This is a genomic window from Terrabacter sp. Root181 (assembly GCF_001428505.1).
GTDB lineage: Bacteria > Actinomycetota > Actinomycetes > Actinomycetales > Dermatophilaceae > Terrabacter.
Window position 1 is genome coordinate 275,049 of the sequence record NZ_LMHU01000009.1, and the last position, 14,404, is coordinate 289,452.

At 71.3% G+C, this 14,404-nt stretch carries 13 protein-coding genes; 6 read left to right on the forward strand and 7 right to left on the reverse strand.

Going from position 1 to position 14,404, the window contains the following annotated elements; all coding sequences use genetic code 11:
• Nucleotides 1-15 precede the first annotated feature (15 nt).
• Nucleotides 16-588: an RNA polymerase sigma factor gene (locus tag ASD90_RS19510; protein WP_056760088.1), complete on the forward strand. Its 573-nt coding sequence runs from the start codon at nucleotides 16-18 to the stop codon at nucleotides 586-588.
• Nucleotides 572-1,474, forward strand: coding sequence for an anti-sigma factor (locus ASD90_RS19515; protein WP_056760090.1), 903 nt, complete (start codon nucleotides 572-574; stop codon nucleotides 1,472-1,474). Before ASD90_RS19510 ends, ASD90_RS19515 begins: the two co-directional genes overlap by 17 nt.
• 3 nt (nucleotides 1,475-1,477) lie before the next feature.
• Here ASD90_RS19515 and ASD90_RS19520 read toward each other — a convergent pair whose 3' ends face one another.
• On the reverse strand, nucleotides 1,478-2,029 hold the full coding sequence (locus tag ASD90_RS19520; RefSeq protein WP_235506804.1) for a MarR family winged helix-turn-helix transcriptional regulator: 552 nt from the start codon (nucleotides 2,027-2,029) through the stop codon (nucleotides 1,478-1,480).
• 94 nt (nucleotides 2,030-2,123) lie between these two features.
• On the opposite strand from ASD90_RS19520, the gene ASD90_RS19525 reads away from it, so the two are divergent.
• Together ASD90_RS19525 and ASD90_RS19530 are read left to right on the forward strand one after the other, a co-directional pair.
• On the forward strand, nucleotides 2,124-4,187 hold the full coding sequence (locus ASD90_RS19525; RefSeq protein WP_235506806.1) for an MMPL family transporter: 2,064 nt from the start codon (nucleotides 2,124-2,126) through the stop codon (nucleotides 4,185-4,187).
• An 85-nt stretch (nucleotides 4,188-4,272) separates the two neighbouring features.
• Entirely contained in the window at nucleotides 4,273-4,581 is a 309-nt protein-coding gene (locus ASD90_RS19530; protein WP_056760095.1) for a hypothetical protein, read from the forward strand.
• Between the two features lie 130 nt (nucleotides 4,582-4,711).
• On the opposite strand, the gene ASD90_RS19535 is transcribed toward ASD90_RS19530, so the two are convergent.
• Nucleotides 4,712-6,280 carry an MFS transporter gene (locus ASD90_RS19535; RefSeq protein ID WP_056760097.1) on the reverse strand — a complete coding sequence of 523 codons (1,569 nt, stop codon included), beginning with the start codon at nucleotides 6,278-6,280 and terminating at the stop codon, nucleotides 4,712-4,714.
• Nucleotides 6,281-6,383: 103 nt separating this feature from the next.
• Between ASD90_RS19535 and ASD90_RS19540 the strand changes: the two genes are divergently transcribed.
• Nucleotides 6,384-7,121 (forward strand): TetR/AcrR family transcriptional regulator, encoded by a 738-nt coding sequence (locus tag ASD90_RS19540; RefSeq protein ID WP_056760099.1) that lies wholly within the window; start codon nucleotides 6,384-6,386, stop codon nucleotides 7,119-7,121.
• A 139-nt stretch (nucleotides 7,122-7,260) separates the two neighbouring features.
• Here the strand turns inward: ASD90_RS19540 and ASD90_RS19545 are convergent, their stop codons facing one another.
• Complete coding sequence (locus ASD90_RS19545; RefSeq protein WP_235506823.1) at nucleotides 7,261-7,860, reverse strand: GNAT family N-acetyltransferase; 600 nt, start codon at nucleotides 7,858-7,860, stop codon at nucleotides 7,261-7,263.
• A complete protein-coding gene (locus tag ASD90_RS19550) occupies nucleotides 7,860-9,266 on the reverse strand; it encodes a serine hydrolase (RefSeq protein ID WP_235506807.1) in 1,407 nt (468 codons plus the stop codon). The genes ASD90_RS19545 and ASD90_RS19550 overlap by 1 nt, the downstream gene beginning before the upstream one ends.
• Before the next feature lie 168 nt (nucleotides 9,267-9,434).
• Here ASD90_RS19550 and ASD90_RS19555 point away from each other — a divergent pair, with 168 nt between their 5' ends.
• Nucleotides 9,435-11,657 (forward strand): NADP-dependent isocitrate dehydrogenase, encoded by a 2,223-nt coding sequence (locus ASD90_RS19555; RefSeq protein WP_056760101.1) that lies wholly within the window; start codon nucleotides 9,435-9,437, stop codon nucleotides 11,655-11,657.
• Nucleotides 11,658-11,853: 196 nt separating this feature from the next.
• Here ASD90_RS19555 and ASD90_RS19560 read toward each other — a convergent pair whose 3' ends face one another.
• The 3 genes from ASD90_RS19560 to ASD90_RS19570 are packed head-to-tail and all read right to left on the reverse strand — an operon-like array spanning nucleotide 11,854 to nucleotide 14,393.
• Complete coding sequence (locus ASD90_RS19560) at nucleotides 11,854-13,068, reverse strand: acyl-CoA dehydrogenase family protein (protein WP_056760103.1); 1,215 nt, start codon at nucleotides 13,066-13,068, stop codon at nucleotides 11,854-11,856.
• A 10-nt stretch (nucleotides 13,069-13,078) separates the two neighbouring features.
• The gene (locus ASD90_RS19565) at nucleotides 13,079-13,546 is read right to left on the reverse strand and encodes an SCP2 sterol-binding domain-containing protein (protein WP_056760106.1); all 468 of its coding nucleotides are present in this window, start codon (nucleotides 13,544-13,546) and stop codon (nucleotides 13,079-13,081) included.
• A 55-nt stretch (nucleotides 13,547-13,601) separates the two neighbouring features.
• Nucleotides 13,602-14,393 carry a PIG-L deacetylase family protein gene (locus ASD90_RS19570; RefSeq protein WP_056760108.1) on the reverse strand — a complete coding sequence of 264 codons (792 nt, stop codon included), beginning with the start codon at nucleotides 14,391-14,393 and terminating at the stop codon, nucleotides 13,602-13,604.
• Between the last annotated feature and the right edge of the window lie 11 nt (nucleotides 14,394-14,404).

A 14,404-nucleotide genomic window follows, 5' to 3' on the forward strand; every position in this document is an offset into this window, starting at 1 on the left:
TGGTTAGGTGGGTCCGTGCACGTGCACGAGGACCCTGACGTCGAGTCCGCCGAGCTCGCCGTCCGGTTGATCGGCGGGGACCGCGAGGCCCTCGCCGAGATGTACCGCCGCTGGTCCCCCCTCGTGCACACCATCGCCCTGCGCGCCCTCGGCACCAGGGAGGACGCCGAGGACGTCGTCCAGCAGGTGTTTGTCGCCGCCTGGCGGGGACGCGCCACCCTCCGACCCGACCGCGGGTCGCCGGCGGCATGGCTCGTGGGCATCACGAAGCACCGCGTCGCCGACGTGCGCACGCAGCGCTACCGCACCCACCGAAACCTGCAGGCGCTCGCGTCCGAGGTGGTCACCGAGCCGACGACCACGCACGACTCCGACTGGGCCGAACGACTGCTCCTCGTCCACGAGCTGGAGCGCATGGGCGATCCGCGAGCGACCGTGCTCCGAATGGCTTTCATCGAGGACCGCACGCACGATGACATCGCCCGCACGCTCGAGATGCCCCTCGGCACCGTGAAGAGCCACGTCAGGCGGGGACTGCTCGAGCTGAGAGACCGACTCAAGGAGGTGGAACGTGTCGCATCCGACTGACGACGATCTCGTCGACCTCGCCCTGGGCGAGAAGGTCGAGGCCGATCGTTCTGCCCACGTCGAGCAGTGCGCCGTGTGCTCCGCGTCGGTGGAGCAGCTGCGCCGCACCCTGCGCCTCGCCTCAGGACCGCTGGCGCATGCCGGCTGGCAGGCTCCCGACGACGCCGTCTGGGCGCGCGTGGCCGCCCAGATCGACGCCGAGCCCGACACCCCAGCCGATGCCGGACCGGCCCCCGCCACCGTGGCGGGACCCGACACCGGACCCGCGACCACGCCCGCGGAGACCTCCCAGCCACGGGACGAGCGTCCGTCCGGGACGGACGCCGACGACCGACCCGGCCGACCCGCGAACCCGACGGGTCCCCCGGCGACGGCGGGGACGGCATACGCCCCCGAACCCGTCCCCGCGGACGCGACGGTCAGGCCGATCACGGCGGCGTCCGCTCGTGCGACGCGCCGACGTGCCGCGGCGTGGGGCGCCGCTCTCGTGGCGGCCAGCCTCGTCGTGGGACTGCTCGCCGGGCGGGCCATCTGGGCCCCTGACGACAGCGGGCGTGTCTCGCAGGTCGCCCTGGAGACCCTCGACACACGCCAGCGAGAGGGCGAGGCCTCGGTCGTGCGCGCCGGGGACGGGCTCGACCTCAGCGTCGTGACGGACCGTCCGCTCGATGCCGGCGACGGCTACCTCGAGGTCTGGCTCATCAACACCGACGGCAAGCGGATGGTCTCCGTCGGCGTGCTGCGTCCCGGCGAGTCGGACACCTTCCCGATCAGCCAGGACCTCATCGACCAGGGCTACGTCGTCGTCGACGTCTCCAAGGAGCAGTTCGACGACAAGCCGGCGCACTCGGGCGACAGCCTGCTGAGGGGGCAGCTGCCCGCCTGAGCCTCAGGTCGTGAGGTTGCGCATCGCGGCAGTCGCGCCGCGCAGGTAGCGCTCGACGACGACCCGCTCGTCGTCCGTCAGGGAGCCGTCGAGCTCCGCCAGTGCCACGAACATCGGCCGCATCCGGGCCGTCACCTCGGCGCGCCCGCTGTCGGTGATGACCACCTCGGTGCGACGGCCGTCGTCGGGATGCGGACGCCGCACGGCGTGGCCGTGGCTGCAGAGGCGGTCCACGACGCCCGACGAAGCCGCCGAGGTCACCCCCAGCACCTTGGCGAGGTCAACGGGCCCCATGGGACCGCGCATGAGGTGACGGAGCGAGTGCAGCTCAGAGGTGCTGAGACCGGCCTGGCGCGCCACGACCGCGGGCACCGCCTCGGCGACCTCGACGAGCTCCTGCAGGGCCGAGAGTGTTCCGGTGAGCCGCCAGTTCGGCACGCCGGTCGCCGCGCTCAGGCGCGGCGCAGCCTCGACACTGCCTCTGGCGCTGCCGACGGCAGCACCGCCCTCAGGCGGCGATTGGCGGTCGCTCTGTTTGCTGCTAATGTCACTCACCAACTTAGTAATCTTCTGAGTAACTTGCTTACTCATCTTAGCGGAGGTACTCGTGAGCTCGGTGACCGACAGGATCACACGCAAATGGTGGGCGGTGGCCATCGTCATCCTCGCCCTGGCCGGGGCGATGGGAGTCGTCAGCGCCGTCGGTGAGGCGACGCGCACCGCGTCAGCGACCGACGCCCTGCCCATCGGCTCGGACAGCGCGCAGGCGATCGAGCTTCGCGAGCAACTGCCCGAGGTGGAGGGGTCGACGGCCGTCATCGTCTTCAGCACGGACTCCGGACAGCTGTCGCCCAGCACCGACAGCGCGATCGAGGCCCGGCTCGCGCAGGTGCCGGGTGCCGGCCGGGTGCCGCTGCAGCGCAGCCAGGACGGCACGGCAGTGCTCGCGGTCGTGCCGGTTGACGACAGCGACGCCACCGCGACCGCCGAGGCCGTCAAGAAGATCCGGGCGACCGTCAAGGCCGACCTGCCCGACGGGGTCACCGCGCAGGTCACGGGCCCGGCCGCGGTCCAGGCGGACCTGGCAGCCGTCTTCTCCGGGGCGAACACGCGCCTGCTCATCGCGACCGCTTCGGTCGTGGCGCTGCTCCTCGTCATCACCTACCGCAGCCCGATCCTCTGGATCTTCCCGCTCATCGTCGTCGGCGTGGCCGACCGGCTGGCCGCCGTGCTCGCCACCCACACCCTCGCGGTGTTCGACGTCGTGTGGGACGAGTCGACGATCGGCATCCTCTCGGTGCTCGTGTTCGGCGCCGGCACCGACTACGCCCTGCTGCTCATCTCCCGCTACCGCGACGAGCTGCGCCGCCACCACGACCGGCGCGAGGCGATGTCGCTCGCCCTGCGCCGCACGGCCGAGGCCGTCCTCTCCAGCTCGGTCACGGTCGTCATCGGCCTGCTGACGTTACTGCTCTCGCTCTTCCCGGCGACGCGTGGCCTCGGGCTCGCCTGCGCCGTCGGGATCGTCGTGGCCGCGGCCTTCGTGCTCATCGTGCTGCCCGCCGCCCTCGTCATCTTCGACCGATGGATCTTCTGGCCGCGCGTGCCGCGTGAGGGCGAGGCCGCTCTGGCCGACGGCACGTCGCTGTGGCGCAAGGTCGGCAACCGCGTCGCCGCGCACCCCAAGCGCATCATCAGCATCACTCTCGTCGGGCTCGCGGTGCTGGCCACGGGCATCGCCTTCATCGACACCGGCCTCAAGACCTCGGACCAGTTCCTTCAGAAGCCGGAGGCCATCTCGGCGGGCGAGCGCCTGGCCCAGTCGTTCCCCGCCGGTAGCGCCGACCCCGCCATCATCATGACGACCAACGACCCGCAGGCCGTGACCGCCGCTGCCAAGGGGGTCGAGGGCATCGCCGGCGCCCGGATGGTCAACCAGGGCAACGGGGTGGCGGAGATCGACGCCGTCATCGAGGCGGCCCCAGGGTCCGAGGCTGCCGCAGACACCGTGGTGGCCCTGCGCGCCGCCCTGACCTCGCTGCCCGAGAGCCACGTCGCGGGCACCGAGGCCGTGGCCCTCGACCAGGCGGAGGCCTCGGCTCGCGACCGGCTCGTCATCTTCCCGCTCGTGCTCGCCCTCGTCCTGCTCGCCCTCGTCGTGCTGCTGCGGTCGATCGTCGCCCCGATGGTGCTCGTCTCCACCGTCGTCGCGACCTACCTCGCCAGCATCGGCGCCTCGTGGTGGATCTTCAGCAAGGTCTTCGACTTCTCCGCGCTCGACGACAGCGCACCCCTCTTCGCCTTCGTCTTCCTCGTGGCCCTGGGTGTCGACTACAACATCTTCCTCGTGACGCGAGCACGAGAGGAGGCCCGGCGCCACGGCTCTCGTGAGGGCATGCTGCGCGGCCTGGCGGCGACGGGTGGCGTCATCACGAGTGCAGGCATCCTGCTCGCCGCCGTCTTCGCGGTGCTCGGCGTCCTGCCGCTGGTCGTCCTGGCCCAGATCGGCGTCATCATCTGCATCGGCGTCCTGCTCGACACGCTCGTCGTGCGCACGCTCCTCGTCCCGGCCATCGCGGTGGTCCTCGGCGACCGCTTCTGGTGGCCCCGCCGGCCGCACCCGACCCCCGAGCCGGCCGATCGGACTGCCGCGCCCGAGGCAACGCCGACCACCAGTCGGGATCGTGAGACTCAACCCTCGACAAACCATTGACAACAGGCGCCACGGGCCTTTGAATCAGGACTGTCCAAACATTGGACAAACCATAGACACTCGGGGACTGACGAAGGAGTCACGCATGAGGATGTTCCCGATCGCCGCAGCGGCCGCCCTGGCCTCCGCCGCCGTCCTGACGACGGCCGGCTCGGCCTCCGCATCTCCGGACACGTCCTGCATGCAGTCCGGCATCTCCACCCTGCGGAGCGCCGGACTGCTCGGGGCCGTGGCCAAGAACGGGGTCGACCTGACCTACGCCGTCGAGTCGCTCGGCGTCACGGTCCGACCCGGGGCCGACATCAGCGGCGTGCCCGACCCGGTGCCGTTCAGCCTGCTCCTCGCCGACCACCGCGCCGGCGACAGCAGCCTGTTCGTCTACCCCTGGTGCTGACCCGACAGCACGCCTGACCCCTCGACGTGTCTCGAGGCCCGACCGACTCCTACCCAAGCGGTCGCGGCAGACCGTGGGCCACGCGCCGGACTCCCTTCCGGTGCGTGGCCCACACCCGTGTCAGCCGACGTCACGTCGACTGGAACGACCTGTCGACCTCGACACCGGCGCGGGCGGGCTCATCGGGTCGGTGCCGCGGGAGCGTGGTGAGCGCGACGACCGCGCCGACGAGGAGCAGCCCGGCCGCGACGACGTCGCTGACGTGCATCCCGTCGACGTATGCCGTCCGCGCGGCCTCGAGGACCGCCTGCCCCTGCGCTCCGCCGAGCCGCGCCGCGACGACCCCGGCCTCCCCCAGCGTCTGCTGGGCGGCATCACGGGCCCCCGGCGGGAGACCCGCGGGCAGCAGCACGTCCATCCGGGCCGCATACACGGCCCCGAGGACGCTGCCGAGGACCGCCATCCCGAGCGCCCCGCCGAGCTCCCCCGCCGTCTCGACGAGGGCCGACACCGATCCGGCACGTTCGGCCGGCGCCACGCCGATCGCGTACTCCGTCACGAGCGTCGCGACGGACACGAGGCCCATCGCCACGAGGGACGCGCAGACGAGAGCGACCCAGATCGACGACTCGGCTCCGGCGGACCTCATGGCGATGTAGCCGACGGCGGCCACGACGAACCCGGTCGCCATGACGATCGGGCGACCGACCCGCAGCGACACCGCGGCAGCCGTCGGAGCCGCCGCACCGACGGCGATCGAGGGCAGCAGGCTCCACAGCGCCGCCGCGAGCGGGCTGTAGCCGAGGACCGACTGGAGGTACTGCGTCATGAGCACGGCATTGCCCATGACGCCGAACATCCCGATCACCTGCACGGCGATGGAGCCCCCGAACCCCCGGTGGGCGAACAGCCGCGGGTCGACCATCGGGCTGTCGATGCGCGACTGACGCCTCACGAAGACCACGGCCGCGCCCAGGCCTACGACGGCATACGGCATCAGTGCCGGTGACCAGCCGTCCGAGGCGAGCTGCTTGAGCACGTGGATGACGGGGAGGATGGCGAGCAGCGAGAACACCGCGCTGACGACGTCGACCCGGCTCGCCTCCGAGCGCGACTCGGGGAGCAGGAACGGCGCCACCACGAGCAGCGCGAGCATGACCGGCACGTTGATGAGGAAGACCGAGCCCCACCAGTAGTGCTCGAGCAGGATGCCGGAGATGATCGGACCGATGCCGACGCCGCCCGCCATGACCGCGGACCAGACCCCGACGGCCTTGGCACGCTCGTCGTCGGCGTTGAAGAGGTTGCGGATGATCGCGAGGGTGCTCGGCATGAGCGTCGCGCCGCCCACCCCGAGCAGGGCCCGGGCGGCGATGAGCCAACCGGCGGTCGGGGCATACGCCGCGAGGACCGAGGCGACGCCGAAGGCGAGCGCGCCGGCGAGGAGCAGCCGTCGCCGGCCGAAGCGGTCGGCCAGGCCGCCCATCGTCAGGAGCAGACCGGCGAGCACGAACCCGTAGATGTCGAAGATCCAGAGCAGCTGGTTCGCGGTCGGTGACAGCGACTCGGCGATGTGCGGCACGGCGAAGAAGAGGACGGAGACGTCCATCGAGACGATGAGCAGGGGCAGGCAGAGGACGGCGAGCGCGGTCCACTCGCGACGGCCGGCTCGAGGCGGGGAGGTGACGGACGATGACACAGCGAGCTCCTCACAATCTGCGTATGTGACATAGTGTTTATCTGGCACACGGAAAGGTACGCCGCATCTGCGTATCGCGCAAGCAGTTGACTAGGATGGGCCCATGACCGACCTGCCGCGCTACCTCCAGCTGCTCTGGGGCCGCGAGTCCGAGGGGCGCCGCGGTCCCAAGCCGGGACGGAGCATCCGCGAGATCGGCGCTGCCGCGGTGGAGATCGCCGACGCCGAGGGGCTCGACGCCATCTCGATGAAGAGCGTCGCCCAGGCGGTCGGCTTCACGACGATGTCGCTCTACCGCTACGTCGACAGCAAGGACGAGCTGTCGTCCGTCATGGTCGACGTCGCCTACGGGCCGCCGGACCTGCGCTACGCCGCCGACGAGGACTGGCGCCGGCGGATCACCCGGTGGGCCCGGGAGATCAGTGCGCGGCGACTCGCCCACCCGTGGACCACCGAGGCGCGCCAGAGCGCGCCGCCGCTGACCCCCAACCTGATCGGCTGGATGGAGTCGGGACTCGAGGCCCTCGAAGGCCTCCCCCTGACGAGTCAGCAACGACTCTCCGCCCTGCTCGCCATCGACGGCTGGGGCCAGAACCACGTCCGCCAGACGATCCAGATGGGACTCACCGGGCCCGTGGACCCCGACAGTCCGCAGGGCGCCTACCTCCAGCTCATCGGGGCCCTCATCGACCCCGCGAGCTTCCCCCGGCTCGCGGCAGCCGGTCCCGAGGCCCTCGGAGACGACGACGAGGACTTCTTCGACGAGGAGTTCGCCTACGGCCTGGGGCTCCTGCTCGACGGCATCGAGGCCCTCGTCGCACGGTCGGACCACACGAGCTGACGCCACGCCCGCAGCTCCCCCGAACGCCGCGTTCGGTCTCGAACTCAGTGTTCCAGCAGCGCGTTCGGCACCGAACGCTGCGTTCGGTCGGCGGGTGGAGACGGCATACGACGGGCGGGTTGCGGGGGCGCCGCTCGGCTCAGACGGGCCACTCCTCGCGCAGCAGGGCCCACATGTTGTCGTCGAGCCAGGTGCCGTCCTTGCCGAGCGACTTCGCCCGGATCGTGGCCTCGTGACGCATCCCGATGCGGCGCAGCACGCGGTTCGAGGCGATGTTGTCGGCGTAGGCGTCGGCCGTGATCCGGCGCAGCCCCAGGTCGCGGAATCCGATGACGAGCAGCTCGGCAGCCGCCTCGGCCGCCAGTCCGCGGCCCTGCGCGTTCGGGTGCAGCGCGTAGCCGATCGTCCCCTCCCACTCGCGCGCCGGGGTGCTGGCGATGCTGTGGCACGGCTCGAGCCGCAGCATCACGTCGCCGACGACGCGACCCGTGCGCCGCTCCTCGACGGCGAGACCGAGGAGCGGCTCCTCGGCACCGGCGCGGCCGCGTTCGACGCGCTGGGCGACCCGGGTCAGCACCTGCTCACGGCTGAGCACGTCGTGGCTGAGGTGGACGACGACCTCGGGCAGGCTGCGGTACGCGTGGACGGCGTCGACGTCGTCGAGGGTGAGCGGCCGCAGCGCGAGCCGGTCGGTGAGCCGGGGCCAGACGAGCCTCGACAGGTCGGGTGAGTCCGGCACTAGCGCCAACCGCCCTCGTCGACGCCGCCGGGCACGTCGGCCGCCGGGTCGTAGGCCGTACGCGTGAACCGGAACGACGCGAGGTCCAGGTGTGACGGCGTGCCGTCGGTGGCCCGCACCACCCGGAGCGGCTCGCCCGTGTAGTAGCCGTCCAGGCCGACCCACTCGTCAGGTCCGGTCGGTGCGAAGCGCGATCCGCGGGCCTGACCCGGCTCGCCGAGCAAGAGGTGCTCACCGACGAGGCGGGCAGTGGACACCGAGGGGCCCCAGTGCCACGTGCCGACCAGGTCGAGCGCGGTCGGGTCGCCGGCCGCGTGCCAGGGCTCCGGGGTGCGCGGCTCGCGCTCGACGAAGGCCGCGAGCAGGTCGGTGGCCACCTGGCCCATGCCGCTCGTCGAGTTCGCGAGGACGACGACGCCGTCTCCGCTCTCGACGTCGACCCGCAGGCCCGCGAGGAAACCGGGCATCGAGCCGCCGTGACCGGCATACCTCGTGCCGTCGACGTTCCAGACCTGCCAGCCGAGCCCGTGGGAAGTCGTCCACGCCTGGCCGGGGTTGTCGACGACGGTGTGCGGCTCGTACATCTCGGCGAGCGTGTCCCCCGACAGCACGTCGCCCGTCTCACCACCGGCGAAGGCGGCCCAGCGCGACAGGTCCTGCACCGTGGTCCACAGCTGGCCGGCCGGGGCCATCGCGCCGGCGTCGTGCTCGGGCTCGGTCAGGAGGACGTCGGCGAAGGGGTGCACCGCGAGCCCGTGGGCCGCGCGACCGGTGGGGCGTGTGGTCGTGCGAGACATGCCGAGCGGCTCGAGCAGGTCACGACGGACCACGTCGAACCAGTCGGTGCCGTGCGCCCTGGCCACGAGCTCGCCGAGCGCCGCGAAGCCGACGTTCGTGTAGTGGAAGCGCCGGCCGGCCCGGAACCGCTGTTCCACAGGCGATCCCGCGCCCGGCCCTGCCAGCTCATCCCAGTCGCCACCGGGCGTGCGCTCCCACCACGCGCCGTTCGTCTCGGCCTGCACACCGGCGCCGTGCGAGAGCAGCTGCGCGATAGTCGCGCCGCCCAGCGCCGAGCCGGGCACGTGGTCCTCGAACCGGTCGAGCAGGTCGAGGCGACCGGCGTCGCGCAGACGCATCACGGCCACGGCGACGAAGGTCTTCGTGATGGAACCCATGCGGTACTGCGTGTCGGTGTCGGCCGCCTCCCCTGCGGCGCGCCCGTCGAGCGTCCCGACGGCATCCGACCAGGTGAGGTCGCCGTCGCGCACGATCCCGGCGGCGACCGACGGCAGCCGCCCCCGGCGCTGCTCGGTGGCCAGCACGTGGTGCAGGTGCCGGGCGGTGGCCGCGTCGATGCCGCGGGTAGGTGTCGTGACGTCGGCGTCGCTGCGCGGGTCGGTGCTCACCCGCTCCAGCCTAGGGCGGGGGTCTCTGGCGTGGCGCAGGCCACCCCGGCAGGATGGGACGGCGGCCCCACGGTCGCCCCGCATCGGTTATCTTGACATCAAGATTTATTCGCGGATCCACGAAGACCGGATCTCGGCACGAACAGCAACCCGAACGGAGCACCCGCGTTGGACTCGACAATCATCTACACGCACACGGACGAGGCGCCCGCCCTGGCCACGGCCTCGCTGCTGCCCATCGTCTCGGCCTTCGCCAAGCAGGCCGGCGTCGAGGTCGAGACGCGTGACATCTCGCTGTCGGGTCGCATCATCGCCGCGTTCCCCGACGCCCTGACGCCTGAGCAGCGCGTCGGCGACGCCCTGGCCGAGCTCGGCGCCCTGGCCAAGACGCCCGAGGCCAACATCATCAAGCTGCCCAACGTGTCGGCGTCGATCCCGCAGCTCAAGGCCGCGGTCGCCGAGCTGCAGGCCGCCGGCTACGCGCTGCCCGACTACCCCGACAACCCGTCCACCGACGAGGAGAAGGCGGCCCGGGCGGCCTACGACAAGATCAAGGGCTCGGCCGTCAACCCCGTTCTGCGCGAAGGCAACTCGGACCGTCGCGCGCCGGCGTCGGTGAAGAGCTACGCCCGCAAGCACCCGCACTCCATGGGGGCGTGGAGCGCCGACTGCAGGACGAACGTCGCGACGATGGCGGCGCACGACTTCCGGCACAACGAGACGTCCGTCGTGCTGTCGGCCGACGACACCCTGCGCGTCGAGCTCGTCGGTGCCGACGGGTCCACCACCGTGCTCAAGGAGTCGATCCCCGTCCTCGCCGGCGAGGTCGTCGACGCGACGTTCATGGACGTGGCCAAGCTGCGCGACTTCCTCTCCGAGCAGGTCCAGCGGGCCAAGGCCGAGGGCGTCCTCTTCTCGGTGCACCTCAAGGCGACGATGATGAAGGTCTCCGACCCCATCATCTTCGGCCACGTCGTGCGCGCCTTCTTCCCCGACGTCTTCGAGACGTATGCCGGCTCGCTGGCGTCCGTCGGCGCGTCCCCCAACGACGGGCTGGGCGCCGTGCTCAAGGCCGTCGAGGGACTGCCGGCCGACGAGCGGGCCGAGGTCGAGGCCGCCGTGAAGCAGGGCTTCGAGGACGGCCCGGCCATCGCCATGGTCGACTCGAACAAGGGCATCACCAACCTCCACGTGCCGAGCGACGTCATCGTCGACGCGTCGATGCCGGCGATGATCCGCACGTCGGGCCACATGTGGGACCGCGACGGCGCCGAGCAGGACACGCTCGCCGTCCTGCCCGACAGCTCGTACGCCGGCATCTACCAGGTCGTCCTCGACGACTGCCGCGCCAACGGCGCCTACGACCCGTCGACGATGGGCTCGGTCTCCAACGTCGGCCTCATGGCACAGGCGGCCGAGGAGTACGGCAGCCACGACAAGACCTTCGAGATCCCGGCCGACGGGACGGTTCGCGTCGTCGACGGCTCCGGAGCGGCGCTGCTCGAGCACGCTGTCTCGGCCGGCGACATCTGGCGCGCCTGCCAGACCAAGGACGTGCCGATCCGCGACTGGGTCAAGCTCGCGGTCACCCGCGCCCGCGCGACGGGCACTCCGGCGATCTTCTGGCTCGACGCCGACCGCGCCCACGACGCGAACCTCATCGCCAAGGTCACCGAGTACCTCACCGAGCACGACACCGACGGCCTCATCATCGAGATCATGAAGCCGACCGACGCGATCGCCTACTCCCTCGGCCGCATCCGCAAGGGCGAGGACACGATCTCGGTCACGGGCAACGTCCTGCGCGACTACCTCACCGACCTCTTCCCGATCCTCGAGCTCGGCACGTCGGCCAAGATGCTGTCGGTCGTCCCGCTCATCAACGGCGGTGGCCTCTTCGAGACAGGCGCCGGCGGCTCGGCGCCCAAGCACGTCCAGCAGCTCGTCCAGGAGAACTACCTGCGCTGGGACAGCCTCGGCGAGTTCCTGGCCCTGGCGGTCAGCTTCGAGCACCTGGCGGATGTCACCGACAACCCGCGGGCCCGGGTGCTCGGCGAGACGCTCGACCGCGCGACGGGCACGCTCCTCGACGAGAACAAGGGCCCGGCCCGCAAGGTCGGCCAGATCGACAACCGGGGCAGCCACGTGTGGCTCGCCCTCTACTGGGCGCAGGAGCTCGCGGCTCAGACCGACGACGCCGCGCTGGCCGAGACCTTCGCCCCGGTGGCCAAGGCCCTCTCCGACAGCATCGCCACGATCTCCCAGGAGCTCGTCGACGCCCAGGGTCACTCGGTCGACATCGGCGGCTACTACCGCCCCGACCCGGCCAAGGTGGCCTCCGTGATGCGTCCGTCCACGACCTTCAACGAGATCATCGACGCGCTCGCCTGAGCGACGCCGCACCGCGCGGGAGCGCCCACTCGACCCTCGGGGTCGGGTGGGCGCTGCCCGTCAAGAGGCCGTCTCGCCCCCTATTGCCCGTCGAGAGGCCACGTCTCGCCCCCTCGTGCCCGTCGAAAGGCCAGTTCTCGTCGCGAGACTGGCCTTTCGACATGTCGGGGGCGGCCACAGCCGGCCACTCGACGGGTCAGCGGATGCGGACGCCGCTGATGGCCCTGGCGATGACGAGGCGCTGGATCTCGGACGTGCCCTCGAAGATCGTGTAGATCTTCGCGTCGCGCGACCACCGCTCGACCGGGTGGTCGGTGACGTAGCCGGCCCCGCCGAGGATCTGCACGGCCTTGTCGGTGACGGCCACCGCGACCTCGCCGGCCTTGAGCTTGCTCATCGAGCCCTCGGCAGCGGTGAACGGCTGGTTGGTCCGACCCATCCACGACGCGCGCCACACGAGCAGCCGGGCCGCGTCGATCTCGGTCCGCATGTCCGCCAGCGCGAACGCGATCGCCTGGTTCTCGATGATCGGCCGGCCGAAGGCGACGCGGTCCTTGGCGTAGTCGAGGGCGTACTCGTATGCCGCCCGGGCGATCCCGAGCGCCTGCGCACCCACCGTGGGACGCGAGATCTCGAACGTCCGCATGGCCGCCTGTCCGCTCGACGACCCTCCCTCGCGGGCCCGGGCAAGGCGCTCGTCGAGCTTGTCCTTGCCGCCGAGCAGGCACGACCCGGGGACGCGCACGTCGTCGAGGAAGACGTCGGCGGTGTGCGAGGCACGCAGCCCAAGCTTGCGCAGCTTCTTGGCGCCCTCGAGGCCCTTCGTGCCGGGTGGCACGACGAAGGCCGCCTGCCCGCGAGCCCTGAGCTCGGGGTCGACGACGGCCGTGACGACGTGGACGTTCGCGATGCCGCCGTTGGTGATGTAGGCCTTCTGGCCGCTGATCACCCACTCGTCGGCGGCCTCGTCGTAGCGGGCGCGGGTGCGCATGGCCCCGACGTCGGAGCCGGCCTGAGGCTCGGTCGTCGCGAAGGCGGCGAGCTTCGGGTCGTCGGCGTCGCCGTAGCACTGCGGCAGCCACTCGACCATCTGGTCGGGCGTGCCCGAGCCGTAGATCGCGGCCACCGCGAGGGTCGTGCCGAAGATCGACATCCCGATGCCGGCGTCACCCCAGAAGAGCTCCTCGTTGGCGAGGTTGATCGAGATGCCGGTGGGGTCGGACCAGCACTGGGCCAGGAACTCGAAGCCGTAGAGGCCGTTCTTCGCGGCCTGCTGGATGACGGGCCACGGCGTCTCCTCGCGGGCGTCCCACTCGGAGGCGGCCGGCCGCACGACGTCGGCGGCGAAGCCGTGCACCCAGTCCCGCAGCTCGGTCTGGTCGTCGTTCAGGGCGAGCGAGAACTCCACCACGACGGGCTCCTCAGGCCTTGGGGATGTCGAAGAAGTTCGCGATGTTGGCCGCGAGCCCGAGGTCGCCCTTGGCCTTGATCTTGCCGGTCATGAACATCATCACCGGGTTGCCGCTCTTGGTGATGACCTTGGTGAAGTCGACGGGCGACATCGCGAGCGAGAGCGTCGAGTCGCCGTCGTGGCCGGGGACCGAGGTGCAGGTGCCGTCGGCGAAGCGCACGGTCCACTCGTCGGCGAAGCCGTCGGGGCGCCCGGTGATGCTCCAGTGGGTCGTGGCGGTCGTCGAACCGGCCCGGTCGGGCCGGAAGAGCTCGGGCATGCGCCGGAAGATCGCGTCGACGATGGCGCCCCGGTTGTCGCTCTCCATGACCTCCTTGACGTCCTTGTCGGACATCTCCTTGACGATGCGGATGAAGTCGCCGGGCTCGACGGCGGCGAGCTGCTCAGCGGTGGCGGTCGTGAAGTCGATCTCGGGCATCGGGGGTCCCTCCGGAGGAAACGGCATTGTTACCGCGAGTAGGTTACCGGACGGTTCAGCCGTCGAGGAACCAGCCCGCGACCATCCCGTCGGGACGGCCGGGCTCGATGTAGTGCTCCTGGGCGAAGGCCACCGCGAACATCTCCACCGGCATCTGGAGCATCCCCTGCGCGTCGGACTGGCTCGCGTGCGCCTTGAGCGCCGAGCGCTTGACCTCGAGGAACTCGCCCACGTCGCACGCCCAGTGCAGCTCGCTCTCGAGGCTGCCGAGCGGGTTGCCGTCGTCCATCGGCTGGCTCGGGTCCCACTCCCCCACGTCGTGGCCGGCCGCCATCGCCGCCTGGTGCGAGCGGATCATCGCGTCGCGGTTCATCGACCCCTCGAGGTAGCGCGGCGTGCCGGCGATCTCGGCCGCCCGCCTGGTCACGGCGTGCACCTTGACGTGGTCGGGGTGGCCGTAGCCGCCGTGCCAGTCGTAGCCGACGACGACGTCGGCGGCCTCCTCGCGCAGCACCGCCGCGAGGCGCTGCGCCGCCTCCTCCGTGTCGGCCCGGGCGAAGCTCTCCTCGTGGTCGTTCTGCGCCCACCCGGTCATTCCGGAGTCGGCGTAGCCGAGGAACTCGACGCGGTGGGTGCCGATGACGGCGTTGGAGGCGGCGGCCTCGGCCCGGCGCCGCTCGACGACGGTCTCGCCCTCGGCCAGGTCGTCGGGCGCGTCGCCGTGGTCGCCGTTGGTGGCGACGACGAGCACGACGCGGTGGCCCTCGCTGACGGCGCGAGCCATCGAGCCGGCGGACTGCGAGGCCTCGTCGTCGGGGTGGGCGTGGACGAAGACAACGGTTGACATGGACTCAGCCT